This window comes from Streptomyces sp. NPDC002265, from assembly GCF_040296125.1.
Classification (GTDB): Bacteria; Actinomycetota; Actinomycetes; order Streptomycetales; family Streptomycetaceae; genus Streptomyces.
This window is the reverse complement of sequence record NZ_JBEOWS010000001.1, coordinates 16,103-34,103: the sequence shown is the minus strand read 5'-3', so window position 1 is coordinate 34,103 and position 18,001 is coordinate 16,103. Positions and strand designations below refer to the sequence as shown.

15 protein-coding genes are annotated in these 18,001 nt (G+C 72.2%); 9 read left to right on the top strand and 6 right to left on the bottom strand.

Annotated elements, in window-relative coordinates:
- Positions 1-2: 2 nt before the first annotated feature.
- From ABT085_RS00125 to ABT085_RS00110, 4 genes are all read right to left on the bottom strand, one after another.
- Positions 3-680: a GntR family transcriptional regulator gene (locus ABT085_RS00125; RefSeq protein WP_351599828.1), complete on the bottom strand. Its 678-nt coding sequence runs from the start codon at positions 678-680 to the stop codon at positions 3-5.
- 100 nt (positions 681-780) lie between these two features.
- Positions 781-1,728, bottom strand: coding sequence for a beta-ketoacyl-ACP synthase III (locus tag ABT085_RS00120; RefSeq protein WP_351599826.1), 948 nt, complete (start codon positions 1,726-1,728; stop codon positions 781-783).
- 162 nt (positions 1,729-1,890) lie between these two features.
- Positions 1,891-2,028, bottom strand: a complete 138-nt coding sequence (locus tag ABT085_RS00115) for an MFS transporter small subunit (RefSeq protein WP_351599824.1) — start codon at positions 2,026-2,028, stop codon at positions 1,891-1,893.
- On the bottom strand, positions 1,994-3,361 hold the full coding sequence (locus ABT085_RS00110) for an OFA family MFS transporter (protein WP_351599822.1): 1,368 nt from the start codon (positions 3,359-3,361) through the stop codon (positions 1,994-1,996). The genes ABT085_RS00115 and ABT085_RS00110 overlap by 35 nt, the downstream gene beginning before the upstream one ends.
- A 245-nt stretch (positions 3,362-3,606) precedes the next feature.
- Between ABT085_RS00110 and ABT085_RS00105 the strand changes: the two genes are divergently transcribed.
- From ABT085_RS00105 to fdhD, 5 genes are read left to right on the top strand one after another with little or no spacing between them, the layout of a single operon-like run.
- Entirely contained in the window at positions 3,607-4,578 is a 972-nt protein-coding gene (locus tag ABT085_RS00105) for a 2-dehydropantoate 2-reductase (RefSeq protein WP_351599821.1), read from the top strand.
- Entirely contained in the window at positions 4,575-6,494 is a 1,920-nt protein-coding gene (locus ABT085_RS00100; protein ID WP_351599819.1) for a molybdopterin oxidoreductase family protein, read from the top strand. The genes ABT085_RS00105 and ABT085_RS00100 overlap by 4 nt, the downstream gene beginning before the upstream one ends.
- Positions 6,495-6,503: 9 nt before the next feature.
- Entirely contained in the window at positions 6,504-8,327 is a 1,824-nt protein-coding gene (locus tag ABT085_RS00095; protein ID WP_351599817.1) for an NAD(P)H-dependent oxidoreductase subunit E, read from the top strand.
- The gene (locus tag ABT085_RS00090; RefSeq protein WP_351599815.1) at positions 8,324-9,184 is read left to right on the top strand and encodes a 2Fe-2S iron-sulfur cluster-binding protein; all 861 of its coding nucleotides are present in this window, start codon (positions 8,324-8,326) and stop codon (positions 9,182-9,184) included. The genes ABT085_RS00095 and ABT085_RS00090 overlap by 4 nt, the downstream gene beginning before the upstream one ends.
- 7 nt (positions 9,185-9,191) lie before the next feature.
- Positions 9,192-10,040 carry a formate dehydrogenase accessory sulfurtransferase FdhD gene (fdhD, locus tag ABT085_RS00085; RefSeq protein ID WP_351599813.1) on the top strand — a complete coding sequence of 283 codons (849 nt, stop codon included), beginning with the start codon at positions 9,192-9,194 and terminating at the stop codon, positions 10,038-10,040.
- Between the two features lie 106 nt (positions 10,041-10,146).
- Here fdhD and ABT085_RS00080 read toward each other — a convergent pair whose 3' ends face one another.
- On the bottom strand, positions 10,147-10,590 hold the full coding sequence (locus tag ABT085_RS00080) for a MarR family winged helix-turn-helix transcriptional regulator (protein ID WP_351599809.1): 444 nt from the start codon (positions 10,588-10,590) through the stop codon (positions 10,147-10,149).
- Positions 10,591-10,868: 278 nt separating this feature from the next.
- Here ABT085_RS00080 and ABT085_RS00075 point away from each other — a divergent pair, with 278 nt between their 5' ends.
- Positions 10,869-12,740, top strand: coding sequence for an exo-alpha-sialidase (locus ABT085_RS00075; RefSeq protein WP_351599807.1), 1,872 nt, complete (start codon positions 10,869-10,871; stop codon positions 12,738-12,740).
- A gap of 42 nt (positions 12,741-12,782) precedes the next feature.
- On the opposite strand, the gene ABT085_RS00070 is transcribed toward ABT085_RS00075, so the two are convergent.
- Entirely contained in the window at positions 12,783-13,793 is a 1,011-nt protein-coding gene (locus ABT085_RS00070) for a bile acid:sodium symporter family protein (protein ID WP_351599931.1), read from the bottom strand.
- 169 nt (positions 13,794-13,962) lie between these two features.
- Here ABT085_RS00070 and ABT085_RS00065 point away from each other — a divergent pair, with 169 nt between their 5' ends.
- The 3 genes from ABT085_RS00065 (at position 13,963) to ABT085_RS00055 (ending at position 17,980) form a co-directional block, all read left to right on the top strand.
- Complete coding sequence (locus ABT085_RS00065) at positions 13,963-14,874, top strand: LysR substrate-binding domain-containing protein (protein WP_351599805.1); 912 nt, start codon at positions 13,963-13,965, stop codon at positions 14,872-14,874.
- Between the two features lie 334 nt (positions 14,875-15,208).
- Positions 15,209-17,035 carry an AMP-dependent synthetase/ligase gene (locus ABT085_RS00060; RefSeq protein ID WP_351599803.1) on the top strand — a complete coding sequence of 609 codons (1,827 nt, stop codon included), beginning with the start codon at positions 15,209-15,211 and terminating at the stop codon, positions 17,033-17,035.
- Between the two features lie 108 nt (positions 17,036-17,143).
- The gene (locus tag ABT085_RS00055) at positions 17,144-17,980 is read left to right on the top strand and encodes an aldo/keto reductase (RefSeq protein ID WP_351599801.1); all 837 of its coding nucleotides are present in this window, start codon (positions 17,144-17,146) and stop codon (positions 17,978-17,980) included.
- The last annotated feature ends 21 nt before the right edge of the window (positions 17,981-18,001 follow it).

The following is an 18,001-nucleotide window of genomic DNA, read 5'->3' as shown; positions in this document are numbered from 1 at the left end:
TCTCAGGGCCTGGTGCGGGCGTGGTAGGAGTTTCGGGTGTGTTCGGTGTGTTCGCGCATCAGACGGGTGGCCTCCTGCTCGTCGCCGTCGGCGATCGCGGCGATCAGGTCCCGGTGCTCGATCCACGACTGCTGTCCGCGCCGGCGGGCGACAGGCGTGTAGTACCAGCGCACCCGGCGGTCGACCTGGGCCGCGAGTTCGGCGAGGACCGCGTTGCCCGCCAGCTCCATGATCTTGGCGTGGAAGCGGGCGTTGAGGGCCACGGCGGCGTCCACGTCGTCGTCGGCGACGGCCTGCAGCCCCTGCGCCAGCAGTTCCTCCAGCGCCTCGATGCCCGCGCCGGTGGCGTTGGCCGCCGCCAGCCGGGCCGCCTCGGCCTCCAACAGCGTACGCACGGTGAGCAGTTGGTCGGCCTCCTGCTCCGTGGGCTCGTGCACGAACGCGCCCTGCGCGGGGCGCAGATCGACCCAGCCCTCGGTGTTGAGCCGTTGCAGCGCCTCGCGCACCGGCTGCCGGGAGACCCCGAGATGCCCGGCGAGCTCGCTCTCGACGAGGTGCTGGCCGGGCTGGAGGGCCCGGGTGGTGATGAGTTCGAGCAGTGCCTCGTAGACGCGGTCACGCAGTGGACCTGGGCGTTCGAGCCTGGGCACCGCCCCCTGCGGCAGTCCTGTCGACAACATCGCGGTCCCCCTCCTCGGCGGGCCGTGCACAGCGGTCGGAGCGCCGGCCTGGATTGGCTTTCGTCTACAGTCTACGGCCCTGGCACCCGCCGTGGGCGGCTCACGGGCAGCGGACGACCTGCCCGGCGTACGAGAGGTTCCCGCCGAAGCCGAACAGCAGGACCGGGTCCCCGGTGCGGACCTCGCCGCGCTCCACCAGTTTGGAGAAGGCCAGCGGGATGCTCGCCGCGGAGGTGTTGCCGGACTCGCTGACGTCCCGGGCCACGACCGCGTTCACCGCGCCGATCTTCCCCGCGAGCGGCTCGATGATGCGCAGGTTCGCCTGGTGCAGGACGACGGCCGCGAGGTCCTCGGGGGTGAGTCCGGCCCGCTCGCAGGCCTGCCGGGCCAGCGGCGGCAGCTGGGTGGTCGCCCACCGGTAGACGCTCTGGCCCTCCTGCGCGAAGCGCGCGGGCTGTCCCTCGATGCGCACGGCGTGCCCCATCTCGGGCACCGACCCCCACAGCACGGGCGCGATCCCCGGCTCCTGGCCCTCGGCGCACGCCTCGACCACCACGGCGCCCGCGCCGTCGCCGACGAGCACGCAGGTCGTACGGTCCGTCCAGTCGGTGACCTCGGACATCTTGTCGGCGCCGATGACCAGGGCCCGGGTGGCGGCGCCCGCGCGGATGGTGTGGTCCGCGGTGGCGAGGGCGTGGGTGAAGCCGGCGCACACCACGTTGACGTCGATCGCGGCGGGCGAGGGGACGCCCAGCCGGGCGGCGACCCGGGCCGCCATGTTCGGGGAGCGGTCCACGGCCGTCGACGTGGCGACCAGGACCAGGTCGATGTCGCTGGGGGTGAGCCCGGCGGCCGCGAGCGCCTTCGCGGCGGCCTGCGCGGCCAGGTCGTCGACGGGTTCGTCGGGGCCGGCGATGTGCCGGGTCAGGATGCCCACCCGGGACCGGATCCACTCGTCACTGGTGTCGACCATGCCCGCCAGTTCCTCGTTGGTGAGCACCCTGGCGGGCTGGTAGTGGCCGACGGCGGCGATGCGCGAGCCGTGCATGGGAGGGTCCCCTCGTTGCCGTGAGTAGCGGGATCCACCAGTCTGAACAGTGACTCACGGGTACGAGGACAGGTGATGCCACAGGAAACGCGCGCCCGGGTTGTCGGCTTCCGTCAGACCTCAATCGCCGCAACCCCGGCAGCGCGCCCCCGTGCGGTGGCGTCAGCCGGTGAACAGTTGTCGGGCCCGCTGTACGAGTTCGTACACCCCGTAGGCGAGCGGCGCGCCCACCCACAGCCAGGCGAAGGCGATCAGCGCCCGCCGGTCAGGCGGACTCTGGCTGCTGTCGTTGCCGGACATCGGCGTCCTTTCCGGGTACGGGGAGGTGGTGGCGGGGGTGGACGGGCCGGACCAGTTCGTTGGCCACGAAACCGACCGCGAGCAGCCCGATCATGATGAAGAACGACAGCGAGTACAGGGCGGAGCCGTGTTTCCCGGCCTCCTCCTGGCGGTCGGCGATCCAGTTGACGATCAGCGGGCCGAGCACGCCGGCGGTGGACCAGGCGGTGAGCAGCCGGCCGTGGACGGCGCCGACCTGGTAGCTGCCGAACAGGTCCTTGAGATACGCGGGGATCGTGGCGAAGCCGCCGCCGTAGAAGGAGAGGATCACCAGCGCGCACCCGATGAACAGCGGTTTCGAGGTGTCGCCCAGCAACGCGATCAGGGCGTACATCACGGCGCCGACGCCGAGGTAGACGCGGTAGACGTTCTTGCGCCCGATCAGGTCGGAGGTCGACGACCAGCCGATGCGGCCTGCCATGTTGGCCGCCGACAGCAGGGCGACGAAGCCGGCGGCGGCCGTCGCGGAGACCGGGGTGGAGCTGTCGGCGAAGAAGTCCGCGATCATCGGGGCGGCCTTCTCCAGGATGCCGATCCCGGCGGTGACGTTCATGCACAGAACGACCCAGAGGCACCAGAACTGCGGGGTGCGCACGGCGCTGCGCGCCGACACCTGCACCCCCTCGACGGCACCGGCACCCCCGGCCGCGGCCGGCGCCCCGCCGTCACCGGGCGCCGCACCCTGCCCCGTACCGCGCGGCACCCGCACCAGCAGCACGCCGAGCAGCATGAAGACGGCGTACGACAGCCCGTGCACGAGGAACGCGAGCGCGATCCCGGAACTGTCGGAGCCGAACGACTCCAGCATCTGCGCCGACCACGGCGAGGCGATGAGCGCGCCGCCGCCGAAGCCCATGATGGCGATGCCGGTCGCCATGCCGGGACGGTCGGGGAACCACTTGATCAGGGTGGAGACGGGCGAGATGTAGCCGACGCCGAGGCCGATCCCGCCGACGAAGCCGTAGCCGAGGACGATCAGCCAGTACTGCTCGCTCGCGGCGCCGAGGGCGGAGATCAGGAAGCCGGACGAGAAGCAGACCAGCGCCACGGTCATCGCCCAGCGCGGCCCCCTGCGCTCCACCAGGGTGCCGCCGAACGCGGCCGACAGGCCGAGCATCACAATGCCGAGCTGGAAGGGCAGGGCGCTCTGGGTGCCGCTGAGGCCGAGCGCGGATTCGAGGGGCGGCTTGAACACGCTCCAGGCGTAGGCCTGGCCGATGGACAGATGCACGGCGAGGGCGGCGGGCGGAACCAGCCAGCGGCTCCACCCGGCGGGTGCGACGGGAGGACTCATGATCCCGGACGGTAGGCAGGGGCACGGGAGTTGAGAAGCGGTCGGGTCGACCGTATGCGGTGAACGGTATCCAGACTGCGCCGAGCGGTCGGGACGCACGTCATGACACGGACCGGACGCGGGCTGACGCGACCCCTTGCCCGGGTTATCTCCATACTGTAGACAATATTTCGTCGACATCGTGTGCGGCGTCGGCGTCTTCCCCACCTCCGCGGTACTCCCTCGACCGAACGGAGCGTTCCGAAGTGAAAGTCGCAGTCCTCGGCGCCGGTGCGATCGGCGCCTACGCCGGTGCCGCGCTCCACCGCGCCGGCGCCGACGTGCACCTCATCGCCCGTGGACCGCATCTGGCGGCCATGAGGCGGCACGGCGTACAAGTGCTCAGCCCGCGCGGCGACTTCACCGCCCGCCCCCACGCCACCGACGACCCGGCCGAAGTGGGCCCGGCCGACTACGTCTTCCTCGGCCTCAAGGCCAACTCGTACGCGGCGTGCGGGCCGCTGATCGAGCCCCTGCTGCACGGCACCACGGCGGTCGTGGCCGCCCAGAACGGCATCCCCTGGTGGTACTTCCACCGGCACGGCGGCCCCTACGACGGCCACCGCGTCGAGAGCGTGGACCCGGCCGGCGCGGTCAGTGCGGTGCTCGCGCCCGAACGGGCCGTCGGCTGCGTGGTCTACGCGGCGACCGAGCTCGAAGCCCCCGGTGTCGTAAGGCACTTGGAAGGCACCCGGTTCTCGGTCGGCGAGCCCGACCGCAGCGTCTCGGCGCGCTGTCTGGCCTTCGGTGAGGCCATGGTCGCCGGCGGGCTGAAGTGCCCGGTCGAGCCTGACCTGCGCAACGACATCTGGCTCAAGCTGCTCGGCAACATCTCCTTCAACCCGATCAGCGCGCTCGCCCGCGCCACCATGCGGCAGATGTGCCGGCACGGCGGCACCCGCGAGGTCATCGAGCTGATGATGCGCGAGACGCTCGCCGTCGCCGAGGCGCTCGGCTGCGAGGTCGGCGTCTCCATCGAACGCCGGCTCGCGGGCGCGGAGCGCGTCGGCGACCACCGCACCTCCACGCTCCAGGACCTGGAGCGCGGCAAACCGCTGGAGCTCGACGTGCTGCTCGCCGCCGTCGTCGAGCTGGCGCGGATCACCGGCGTGCCGGTGCCGACCCTGCGCACCGTGCACGCCATCTCGGACCTGCTCGCGCTGAGGAGCGCCGCATGAGCAAACGCGACCGGACCCCGAAGACGTACACCCGGCTCACCCACCCGCTCGTACGGGACTCGCGCGACGAGCCGTTCCGGCAGGCGACCTGGGAGGAGGCGCTGGAGCGCACCGCCCGGGGCCTGGCGGCGGCGCGCGGCGCGTTCGGCCTGTTCTCCTGCGCCCGCGCGACCAACGAGATGAACTACGTGGCGCAGAAGTTCGCCCGGGTCGTGATGGGCACCAACAACGTGGACTCCTGCAACCGGACCTGTCACGCGCCCAGCGTGGCGGGCCTGTCGGCCGCGTTCGGCTCCGGCGGCGGGACGTCGTCGTACGAGGAGATCGAGCACACGGACGTCATCGTGATGTGGGGCTCCAACGCCCGCTTCGCGCACCCGATCTTCTTCCAGCACGCGCTGAAGGGGATCAGGAACGGCGCCCGGATGTACGCGGTCGATCCACGGCGCACCAGCACCGCCGAGTGGGCGGAGAGCTGGCTCGGCCTGAACGTCGGTACCGACATCCCGATGGCCCACGCGCTCGGCCGCGAGATCATCCACGCGGGCCTGGCCAACGAGGCGTTCGTGCGGCGGGCGACGAGCGGCTTCGCGGAGTACCGGCGGCTCGTGGAGCCCTGGACGCTGTCGCTCGCGGAGAAGGTGACCGGTGTACCGGCGCGTGCCATCCAGGAGTTGGCGCACGCCTACGCCCGGGCCGAGCGCGCCCAGCTGTGCTGGACCCTGGGCATCACCGAGCACCACAACGGCACGGACAACGTCCGGGCGCTGATCAACCTCTCCCTGCTGACCGGTCATGTGGGCCGCTACGGCTCCGGGCTCCAGCCGCTGCGCGGCCAGAACAACGTGCAGGGCGGCGGCGACATGGGAGCCATCCCCAACCGCCTGCCCGGCTTCCAGGACATCCTCGACCCCGGGGCGCGGCGGAAGTTCGAGGCGGCCTGGGACACCGTCATCGAGCCGCGCCACGGGCTGAACCTGACGGAGATGTTCGAGGCGATGGAGGAGGGCACGCTGCGGGCCGTGTACTGCATCGGGGAGAACCCGGCGCAGTCGGAGGCCGACAGCGAACAGGCCGAACGGCGGCTGCACGCCCTCGACTTCCTCGTCGTGCAGGACATCTTCCTGACCCGCACGGCCGAGCTGGCGGACGTCGTGCTGCCCGCCACGGCGGGCTGGGCGGAGACCGAGGGCACCACCACGAACAGCGAGCGGCGGGTCCAGCGGGTGCGCCGGGCGGTCGCCCCGCCGGGCGAGGCGCGCGAGGACGTCGACATCCTCTGCGACCTGGCGGCCCGGCTCGGCCACCACTGGAAGTACGCCGACTCCGAGGCGGTGTGGAACGAGCTGCGGTCGGTGTCGCCGGACCACCACGGGATGACGTACGCACGGCTGGAGGAGCACCAGGGCATCCAGTGGCCGTGCCCGAGCACCGAACGGATCGAACCGGGCTATCTGCACGGCCGGTTGTGGGAGGCGGACCCCGGACTGCGGGGCCCCAGGGCGCCGTTCGGGCTGGTGCGGCACGATCCGCCGGTCGACCTCACCGACGAGGAGTACCCGATCCGGCTGACCACCGGGCGGCGGCTCGACTCCTACAACACCGGTGTGCAGAGCGGGGGTTTCGCCTCCCCGCTGCGGCGCGGCGAGTACCTGGAGCTGTGCCCGGAGGACGCCGAGCGGCACGGGGTGGTGGTCGGCGAGGAGGTCAGGGTGTCCTCGCGGCGCGGCACGGTCGTCGCGCCGGTGTGGATCGACCCCGCGCTGCGCCCCGGGCTGGCCTTCATGACCATGCACTTTCCCGACGAGGTGGACACCAACCGGCTGACGATCGAGGCGAACTGCCCGATCGCGGGGACGGCGGAGTTCAAGGCGTCGGCGATCCGGATCGACAAGCTCCCGGCTGCGACCCAGTGAGGTGACGTGGTGGACCTGCACTTCGGCGACGGCAAGCCCACGGACGAGGAGCGGGCGGCCGTCGACGCCCTGCTCGGCCCTCCGCAGTCCTCGTGGGAGGGGGCGGACCGCTCCGACGGCGACCTGAGGTGGGCGCGCGGCGGCCGCACCGCCCGGGACCGCCGTGATCTGCTGCTGCCGGGGCTGCACGCGATCAACGACCGGGTCGGCTGGATCAGCGAGGGCGCGCTCGGCTATCTGTGCCGGCGGCTGACGGTGCCGCCGGCGGAGGCGTACGGGGTCGCCACCTTCTACGCGATGTTCTCGGTGCGGCCACGGCCCGCGACCGTGCTCCAGGTGTGCACGGACCTCGCCTGCGCGGCCGCCGGGGCCTCGCAGCTGTGCGCGGACGTCGAGGCCGGGCTCGGTCCGGGCAGCGGGGTGGGCGTCGAGCGCAGCCCCTGTCTGGGCCTGTGCGAGCGGGCTCCGGCGGCGCTCGTGGTGCGGGCGGGGGATCCGGTGCGCACCGCGGTGTCGGCGCCGGCGACGGTGGAGGGTGCCGTCCGCGCGGCGCGCGCGCCGGACGCGGCGCCCGAGGAGGCGCCGGTGGTGTCGGCGGTCCCCCAGGCCGGGGACCCGGCGCTGACGCTGCTGCGCCGGGTCGGCGTGGTGGACCCCGCCGACCTCGACGACTACCGCGCGCACGGCGGCTACTCGGCCCTGCGCCGGGCTTTCGCGATCGGGCCCGCCGCGGTCATCCACGAGGTCACCGACTCCGGCCTGGCCGGGCGCGGCGGCGCCGCCTTCCCGACCGGCCGCAAGTGGCAGGCCACGGCGTCGCAGCCGGCCCGTCCGCACTACCTGGTGTGCAACGCGGACGAGTCCGAGCCGGGCACCTTCAAGGACCGGGTGCTCATGGAGGGCGACCCGTACGCGCTGGTGGAGGCGATGACGATCGCGGCGTACGCGGTCGGCGCCGAGCGCGGGTTCCTGTATCTGCGCGGCGAGTATCCGCGGGCGCTGCGCCGGATGCGGCACGCCGTCGACCGGGCGCGCGCCCGCGGTCTGCTCGGCGCGGACATCCTCGGCCAGGGCTTCGACTTCGACATCGAGATCCGGCGGGGCGCGGGCGCGTACATCTGCGGCGAGGAGACCGCCCTGTTCAACTCGATCGAGGGCTACCGGGGCGAGCCACGCTCGAAGCCGCCGTTCCCGGTGGAGCAGGGCCTGTTCGGCCGGCCGACGGCCGAGAACAACGTAGAGACGCTGGTCAACGTGCTGCCGATCCTGAACCTGGGCGCGCAGGCCTACGCGGCGATCGGCACCGGGGGTTCCACCGGGCCCAAGCTGTTCTGTGTCTCGGGCAGCGTGGAGCGCCCCGGCGTCTACGAACTGCCCTTCGGTGCCACCCTCGGCGAGCTGCTCGCCCTGGCGGGGGTGCGGGCGCGGCTGCGAGCGGTGCTGCTGGGCGGTGCGGCCGGTGGTTTCGTACGGCCCGACGAGCTGGACATCCCGCTCACCTTCGAGGGCACCCGCCGGGCGGGCACGACACTCGGCTCGGGGGTCGTGATGGCCTTCGACGATTCGGTCCCGCTGCCGCGGCTGCTGCTGCGGATCGCGGAGTTCTTCCGCGACGAGTCGTGCGGGCAGTGCGTGCCGTGCCGGGTCGGGACCGTGCGCCAGCAGGAGGCGCTGCACCGGATCGCCGAGCGCACGGGCCCGGCGGCCGCCGGTGACATCGCGCTGCTGCGGGAGGTCGGCCGGGCCATGCGGGACGCCTCGATCTGCGGTCTGGGGCAGACCGCGTGGAACGCCGTGGAATCCGCCATCGACCGTCTGGGGGCGTACGAATGACCGTGACACCGCTGGGGATCCCGCGCCGGCTGCTGGAGTTCACCCTCGACGGGGAGCCGGTGCGCGCGCCCGAGGGCTCGACCCTGCTGGACGCCTGCCGGGCGGCCGGGAAGGACGTGCCGACCCTCTGCCAGGGCGACACCCTCACCCCGAAGAACGCCTGCCGGGTCTGTGTCGTCGAGGTGGCGGGCTCGCGCACCCTGGTGCCGGCCTGCTCGCGCAGGGCGGAGCCGGGGATGGAGGTGCGCACCGACAGCGAGCGCGCCCGGCACAGCCGGAAGGTCGTCCTGGAGCTGCTCGCCTCCTCGGTGGATCTGTCGACGACCCCGCGGGCGGCCGGGTGGATCAAGGAGTACGGGGCGGAGCCGGACCGGTTCGGCCCCGGCGCGGCCCGGATGGAGGAGGAACCGCGGGTCGACAACGAGCTGTACGTGCGCGACTACGGCAAGTGCATCCTGTGCTACAAGTGCGTGGACGCCTGCGGCGGCCAGTGGCAGAACACTTTCGCCATCTCCGTCTCCGGCCGCGGCTTCGACGCCCGGATCGCGGTCGAGCACGACGCGCCGCTCACCGACTCCGCCTGCGTGTACTGCGGCAACTGCATCGAGGTGTGCCCGACGGGGGCCCTGTCCTTCAAGTCCGAGTTCGACATGCGGGCGGCGGGTACCTGGGACGAGTCGGCGCAGACCGCGACGACGACGGTGTGCGCGTACTGCGGTGTGGGCTGCAACCTGACCCTGCACGTGCAGGACAATGAGATCGTCAAGGTCACCTCGCCGCACGACAACCCGGTGACCCACGGCAATCTCTGCATCAAGGGCCGTTTCGGCTACCAGCACGTACAGAACCGGGGCTGATCAGGACATGGGACGAGTCACGGAACGACGCAAGGTGATCCGGATCCGGGACGGGGCGGTCTCCAGCCGGCCCGACACGCTCGTCGCCGAGGAACCGCTGGAGATCAGGCTCAACGGCAGGCCGCTCGCCATCACCATGCGCACCCCGGGGGACGACTTCGCGCTGGCCGCGGGGTTCCTGGTGAGCGAGGGCGTGCTGGCCGCCGCGTCCGACCTGCAGAACATCGTGTACTGCGCGGGGGCCACGGCCGACGGTGCGAACACGTACAACGTGGTCGACGTGCGGACCGCGCCGGAGGTGGTCCTCCCCGACATCACCCTGGAGCGCAACGTCTACACGACGTCGTCGTGCGGACTGTGCGGCAAGGCGAGCCTGGACGCGGTGCGTACGACGGCCCGCTTCCCGATCGCCGACACTCCCCCGGTCCGGGTGGACCCCGGTCTGCTGGCAAGCCTCCCCGACCGGCTGCGCGCGGCCCAGCGGGTGTTCGACCGGACCGGGGGGCTGCACGCGGCGGCCCTGTTCACCGAGGACGGGGACCTGGTCGACATCCGCGAGGACGTGGGCCGGCACAACGCCGTCGACAAGCTGGTCGGCCGCGCCCTGCAGAACGGCGAGCTGCCGCTGTCGCGTTCGATACTGCTGGTCTCGGGCCGGGCGTCCTTCGAGCTGGCGCAGAAGGCGGTGATGGCGGGGATACCGATGCTGGCGGCGGTCTCGGCGCCGTCGTCGCTGGCGGTGGACCTGGCCGCGGAGACCGGCCTGACCCTGGTGGGCTTCCTGCGGGGCAGTTCCATGAACGTGTACGCGGGCGAGGACCGGATCGCCCTGCGGGCCGCGGCCGCCCAGGGCTGACCCGGCTCCCCGCGACACGGCGGCGGGGCCCCGGCCGGCGGGGAGCGCCCCCTGCGCCGCAGGGGCCCCGCCTCGGACCGGCCCCGGTCATCTCACCGTCGTGCCGTCATCCCTCGTCCGGGCCGGCGGCGACGCGGACCAGCAGAGCGGTGAACCGGTCGCGTTCGGCCGCCGCCAGGGGCGCGAGCAGCACCTCGTTCGCCGCCCGTGCCGCGTCCTCGCAGCGCAGCAGCAGCTCCTCGCCCCGCGGGGTGAGCGACACGGCGTTCTTGCGGCGGTCCCTCGGATCCGGCTCGCGCACGATCAGGCCCCCCGCCTGGAGGTCGTTGAGGACGCCCACCAGGTCCTTGGGGTCGAGTCCGACACCGCGGCCGAGGTCGGCCTGGGCGACCGGGGCGAGGTCGCGGACGGCCGACAGCACCACGTGGTGCCACATCTTCACGCCCTCGGCCGCGAGCGCCTCGGCGACCAGCGTCCGGCCGCGGGCGGCGGCGCGGCCGATGATCCAGCTGGGCAGGGCGCGGATCGCGGGGATCGGGGCTTCGGACATGAACGCAGCCTAGCGCCGATTCATTGGACTTCCCAATGATACGACGATACCGTTGGTGCTCCCAACGATACCCTTGGGTGCACCAACGATATCCGGCGGCCGGACCCGCGCAGAGGTCGCCCCCGATCCCCTGCCGCACGCTCCTTGTCGGGCCTGGACGGCCCCAACCAACGTCTGCTGCACGCCCCTTGGACATGGGATGTCCAGACCTCCGGTCGTCCGGACCTCCAGATGTCCGGACCTTCGGATGTCGAGACGCACGAAGGGCAGGTCGCGCCATGCCGTCAAGTCTTCGTACACGCCTGAGATCCACCCTCGTCACGGCGTCGACCACCGCCGCGCTGCTCGCGCTGCCGAGTCCCGCGCACGCCCGGCCCTCGGCGGCCGGCCCGGAGTTCGGGCAGCAGGTGCTGTTCAAGGCGTCCCAGGACCCCGGGTACGCCTGCTTCCGGATCCCGGCGATCGTCACCACCACGGACGGCACGCTGCTGGCGTTCGCCGAGGGCCGGGTCCTCAACTGCGGTGACGCGGCCGACATAGACATCGTCCTCAAGCGCTCGACCGACGGCGGGCGCACCTGGGGCCCGCTCCAGGTCGTCAACGAGGGCGGGGGCGACACCCACGGCAACCCCGCGCCGGTCGTGGACCGCGAGACCGGCCGCATCCTCCTGGCGGAGACGTACAACACCGGGCGTACGGACAGCGCCGGCTGTGCCGTCCCCTGCGACCGCACCCCGCACCTCCAGTACAGCGACGACGACGGCCTGACCTGGTCCGCACCACGCGATCTGAGCTCCGAGATCCTGCCCGCGGACTGGAACTCCTGGTACGCGACCGGCCCGGTGCACGGCATCCAGCTCACCCGCGGCCGGCACGCCGGCCGGCTCGTCCTCGGCGTCAACACCGAGACCTGGGACGGCAGCCGGGTCACCGCCGACCACGCGGCACTCGTCGTCAGCGACGACGGCGGCGAGCACTGGCGCCCCGGTGCCGTCGACTCCTGGCCGGTCGCCGAGGACGGCACCTTCCGCCAGAAACCCTCCGAACTGACCCTCACCGAGCTGATCGACGGCACCGTGCTGGTCAGCGGCCGGGAGCAGGACGGCACGGATCTCGGCCACCGCACCCAGGCGGTCAGCCGCGACGGAGGCGACAGCTTCACCGCCCCCTTCCGCGACCTGCCCGACCTCTACGCGCCCCAGGTGCAGTGCGCGACCCTCCGCCTGGGCCTGCGCCTGCTGCTGGCCTGCCCCGGCGACCCCGACCGCCGCCGCGGGATGATGATCCGCTCCTCCTACGACGGCGGCCGCACCTGGGACAGCCTGGACCGCGGCACCACCGTCACCACGGACTTCTCCGGCTACTCCGACCTGACCCGGATCGACGAGGACACCGTCGGCCTGCTGTACGAGGGCGGTGCCGTCGACGCCCGCGACGAGATCCGCTTCGCCCGCTTCTCCGGGGACTGGCTCGTGCCGCCCCGCGGCCCGGACCCGACCACCGCCGACCTGGCCCCGGGCGCCGCCCCCGCGACCGTGCTGGGCGGCGCCCGGGTGACCGACGGGGTGATGGGCGGCGCGCTGTCCTTCGACGGCGTCGACGACGGCGTACGTCTGCCCTACAGCGACCGGCTCCCGCTCGGCACGAAGGACTTCACCGCCTCCCTGCGGTTCCGCTCCACCGCCGGCACCGGTGAGCAGCCGCTGCTGTGGATGGGGGGCATGGGCACCACACAGCCGCAGATCTGGCTGCGGGCGGAGCCGGCCGGCGACCGGGTGCGCGCCCTGATCACCGTGCGGGACGGCGCGACGGCCGTACGGTCGGCGGCCGTGAGCATCACCGGCACCTTCGACGACGGCCGCTGGCACCAGGTGGCGCTGCGCCGCGGCGGCGGACGGCTGACGCTCTTCGTCGACGGCACGCAGTCGGCCGTCGCCGACGTGACCGGTTCGGTGAGCCGGAACTCGCCGTTCGGCGTCCACATCGGTCAGCGCATGGACGGCCGGGAGTTCTTCACCGGCGTGATCGACGACGTCCACGTGTGGGACCGCGCGCTGAGCGACGCGGAGATCGCCGGCCCACCGCCCGCCGACCTCGCGCACACCGTGCTGTGGCTGCCGCTGGACCGGGTGCGGGAGGACGACCGGTGAGCGCGGCGGGCCGCGGGGCGGCCGGGGTCGGCGCGAACGGGGTCAGCGCGAACGGGTCCCCGTGACCGTGCCGGTCCGCACCGGGGCGGCCGGCGCGGCGGCGCCGGCCGGTTCCGGGTCGTGGGCCCGGCGCTTGGCGATCACCGCGCACACCATCAGCTGCATCTGGTGGAAGAGCATCAGCGGCAGCACCGCGAGCGAGGCGTGCGCGCCGAACAGCACGCTCGCCATCGGCAGTCCGGAGGCCAGGGACTTCTTCGAGCCGGCGAACTGGATGGCGATGCGGTCCTCGCGGGCGAAGCCCAGCGCCTTCGCGCCGTACCAGGTCAGCGCGAGCATCACGGCGAGCAGGACGGCCTCGACCAGCAGCAGCCCACCCAGCCGGACCGGGCTGACCTGGTGCCAGATGCCCTGGACCATGCCCTCGCTGAACGCGGTGTAGACGACGAGGAGGATGGATCCGCGGTCCACGTACCCGAGCGCCTTCCGGTGCCGGGCGACGAAGCCGCCGATCCAGCGGCGCAGCACCTGCCCGGCCAGGAACGGCGCGAGCAGCTGGAGCACGATCTTGACGAGGGAGTCGGCGGAGAACCCGCCGCCGCTGCCGCCGAGCAGCGCGGCCGCCAGCAGCGGGGTGACGACGATGCCCGCGAGCGAGGAGAAGGAACCCGCGCAGATCGCCGCGGGCACGTTGCCGCGGGCCATCGAGGTGAAGGCGATCGACGACTGGATGGTGGAGGGGACCAGGGTGAGGAACAGCAGTCCCTGGTAGAGCGAGTGGGTCAGCAGCACCGGGACGAGTCCGCGGGCGGCCAGGCCGAACAGCGGGAAGACCACGAAGGTGCAGAGCAGGACGGTGCCGTGCAGCCGCCAGTGACGCAGCCCTTCGAGCGCCTCGCGGGTGGACAGCCGGGCGCCATAGAGGAAGAAGAGGAAGGCGATCGCGGCCGTGGAGGCACCGGAGGCGACCTCGGCGGCCGCTCCGCGCGCGGGCAGGAGCGCGGCGAGGCCCACCGTCCCGAGCAGCAGCAGGATGTACGGGTCGATCGGCATCCGAATCGGCCGGCGCAGGCGTTTCACGGTGCTCCACTTGCTCGTGCGTTGCGGTCCGGGGCCGCTCAGGAAGCCCCCCTCCATCGTCCTCTCCCGCTCCGTGATCGGGAATCCGTCATACCGCACTGACTGTCATCGCGTGACGTGATGGCCGTATACGGTGGTGGGTGTGTACGACCCCTCCCAGCTGCGTACCTTTCTCGCGGTGGCGCAGACGCTGAGCTTCACCCAGGCCGCCGGGCGGCTGGGGCTGCGCCAGTCGACCGTCAGCCAGCACGTACGGCGGCTGGAGGACGCCACCGGCCGGACGCTGTTCACCCGGGACACGCACTCGGTGGAGCTGACGGAGGACGGCGAGGCGATGCTCGGCTTCGCGCGCCGGATCCTGGAGGTGCACGAGCAGGCGACGACGTTCTTCGCCGGCACGCGGCTGCGCGGCCGGCTGCGCTTCGGCGCGTCGGAGGACTTCGTGCTGACCCGGCTCCCGGAGATCCTGGAGGGCTTCCGGCACGACCATCCCGAGGTCGACCTGGAACTGACCGTGGAACTGTCCGGCACGCTCCACGAACAGCTGGCCGCCGGGAAGCTCGACCTGGTGCTGGCCAAGCGGCGCCCGGGGGACCCGCGCGGCGAGCTGGTGTGGCGCGACGAACTGGTGTGGATCGGCGCGCAGCGGCTGCGCCTGGATCCCGACCGTCCGGTGCCGCTGATCGTCTACCCGCCGCCGGGGATCACCCGGGCCCTCGCCTTCGAGGCACTCCAGCGCCAGGGGCGGGCCTGGCGGGTGGCGTGCACCAGCGGCAGCCTCAACGGGCTGATCGCGGCGGCGCGGGCGGGCCTGGGCGTGATGGCGCACTCGCGGGGGCTGGTCCCGCCGGGCCTGGTGCGGGTGCCGGAGCGGGCGGGCCTGCCGGAGCTGGGCCGCGTCGAGTTCGTCCTGGTGCACGGCCGGCGGCGGACGGCGGCGCAGGGCGCGGCGGACGCGCTGGCCGCGGCGGTCCTCGGCGGCGGGGACCGGCTGCACCGCCGCTGGCGCGGACCCGGCGAGGAGCGCGCCGACGCGACGGCAGCGGGTACGTGAGCTGCTTGACCCGGCGCAGGAACGGCGTCGTCCCCACATGCCGGACCCCCGCGACCGACCGCCTGCGCACCAGGCCGCGCCGGACCCCGCACGGGGGCCCGGCGTCGCTCCCAGAGGGTCGTTCAACGTCGTACAGATTCAGTGGAGATTAGGGTCGCGAAACTTACTCAACCGTCAGGTTTGTGTCCGGTCCTCCCCGCTATCGACCCTTTTCCCCTCCCCCTGGACAGCCGGAGACCGCCCTCGCCCGGCTTTCCGCCCCCTCCCGACCTGGCGTTCGGTGGGGTAGCTTTCACGGCGCTGTGCGGTGCGTCACTAGAGCGGGGAGCGGGGTTTGCGCGAGTTCACCAACCCTCCGTCGGCGTCGGCACCGCCGGTCGGCGGCCTGGCCGACGTCGTCTTCCGGTATGCCGAGGAAGACCCGCTGCACATCGCGCTCGGCCGCAAGGACGAACAGGGACAGTGGCAGGACGTGACGTCCGCCGAGTTCCGCGACGAGGTGCTCGCCCTGGCCAAGGGGCTGCTGGCCGAGGGCATCCGTTTCGGCGACCGGGTCGCCATCATGTCCCGTACCCGCTACGAGTGGACGCTCCTCGACTTCGCGCTGTGGTCGATCGGCGCCGAGGTCGTGCCGATCTACCCGACCTCCTCGGCCGAGCAGTGCTTCTGGATGCTGTACGACGCCGAGGTGGCGGCGGCGATCGTGGAGCACGAGGACCACGCGATGACGATCGCCACCGTCATCGACCGCCTGCCGCGGCTGCGCCGGCTGTGGCAGCTCGACGACGGCTGCGTACCGGAGCTGTACGAGGCCGGCGCCCATCTCGACGACGAGGTGGTGCACCGGCACCGGGAGGCGGTCACCCCCGAGTCGACCGCCACCGTCATCTACACCTCGGGCACCACGGGCCGCCCCAAGGGCTGCGTCCTCTCGCACGGCAACTTCATGTTCGAGGCGGACACGGTGATCGCCCGCTGGGAGCCGGTGTTCCACTCCAAGAAGGGCGACGAGGCGGCGACCCTGCTGTTCCTGCCGCTCGCGCACGTCTTCGGCCGGATGGTGGAGATCGCCGCGATCCGCGGCCGGGTCCGGTTCGGCCACCAGCCGCAGCTCAACGCGTCCGCGCTGCTGCCCGACCTGGCCGCCTTCCGGCCGACCTTCATCCTCGCCGTGCCGTACATCTTCGAGAAGATGTTCAACGCGGCCCGCCGCAAGGCGGAGAAGGACGGCAAGTCCGGCCCGTTCGAGAAGGCCGTCGAGGTGGCGGTGAAGTACGCCGAGGCCGTGGAGAACAAGGCCTGGGGCCTGGGTCCCGGCCCGTCGGCGGCGCTGCGCGTGCAGCACCAGTTCTTCGACAAGGTCGTCTACGCCAAGGTGCGCGCCGCGATGGGCGGCCGCATCCGCAACGCCATGTCGGGCGGCTCCGCGATGGACCGGCGGCTCGGCCTGTTCTTCGCGGGCGCCGGGGTGCAGATCTACGAGGGCTACGGGCTCACCGAGTCGACCGCCGCCGCGACCGCCAACCCGCCCGAGCAGACCCGCTACGGCACCGTCGGCCAGGCCGTCCCGGGCGTGAGCGTGCACATCGCGGACGACGGCGAGATCTGGCTGAACGGCGCCAACGTCTTCCAGGGCTATCTCAACAACCCCAAGGCCACCGACGAGTCCCTGCACGACGGCTGGCTGGCCACCGGCGACCTGGGCTCCCTGGACGAGGACGGCTACCTCACCATCACCGGACGCAAGAAGGAGATCCTGGTCACCTCCGGCGGCAAGAGCGTCTCGCCCGGGGTGCTGGAGGAACGCGTCCGCGACCACCCGCTGGTCAACCAGTGCATCGTCGTCGGCAACGACCGCCCCTACATCGCGGCCCTGATCACCCTCGACGAGGAGGCCGTGGAGCACTGGCTCCAGATGAGCGGCAGAGCGCTGCCGTCCCCGGCCGAGCTGGTGCGCGACTCGGCCCTGGAGACCGAGGTGCGGCGGGCGGTGGTCGCGGCGAACACCCTCGTCTCGCAGGCCGAGTCGATCCGCACCTTCCGGATCCTGGCCCAGCCGTTCACCGAGGAGCACGGACTGCTCACCCCGTCGCTGAAACTCAAGCGCAAGGCGATCGAGAAGGTCTACGCCGACGAGGTCGAGGCTCTTTACCACGCCTGAGCCGTTCCCCGGCGGTTCGGACGGATTCCCTCGTCAGGAATGCATCACGGCCCGTGATCGTTGACGATGGGAGTACCACTTGACGGACAACCGAAGGATCAAGAGCTCGTGAGCAGCAAGGTCCCCCCGATCATCCTCAACAACGGCGTCGAGATGCCCCAGCTGGGCTTCGGCGTCTGGCAGGTGCCGGACGCCGAGGCGGAGCAGGCGGTCGCCACCGCGCTGGAGGCCGGGTACCGCAGCATCGACACAGCGGCGATCTACGGCAACGAAGAGGGCACCGGCAAGGCCATCGCGGCCTGCGGCATCCCCCGCGAGGACGTCTTCGTCACCACCAAGCTCTGGAACAGCGACCAGGGGTACGACGCGACTCTGCGCGCGTTCGACACCTCCCTGCACAAGCTGGGGCTGGACTACCTCGACCTGTACCTCATCCACTGGCCGCTGCCGGCCCGGGACACGTACGTCGACACCTACAAGGCGCTCGAGAAGCTCTACGCGGACGGCCGGGTGCGCGCCATCGGCGTGTCCAACTTCCTGCCGGAGTACCTGGAGCGGCTGATCTCGGAGACCTCGGTCATCCCCGCGGTCAACCAGATCGAACTGCACCCCTACCTCCAGCAGCACGTCTCCCGTGAGCTGCACGCTCAGCAGGGCATCGCCACCGAGGCCTGGTCGCCGCTCGGCCAGGGCAAGGGCCTGCTGGAGGTCCCGGCGATCGTCGCGATCGCCCAGAAGCACAACCGCACCCCGGCCCAGGTCGTGCTGCGCTGGCACCTCCAGCTCGGCAACGTGGTGATCCCGAAGTCCGTGACGCCGTCCCGGATCAAGGAGAACATCGACGTGTTCGACTTCGTCCTGGACGCCGAGGACCTCGCGGCGATCAGCGCCCTGAACGAGGACCGCCGGATCGGTCCCGACCCGGCGGTCTTCGACGTGGGCTGACCCGGCCTGTCGCAGCTCTGC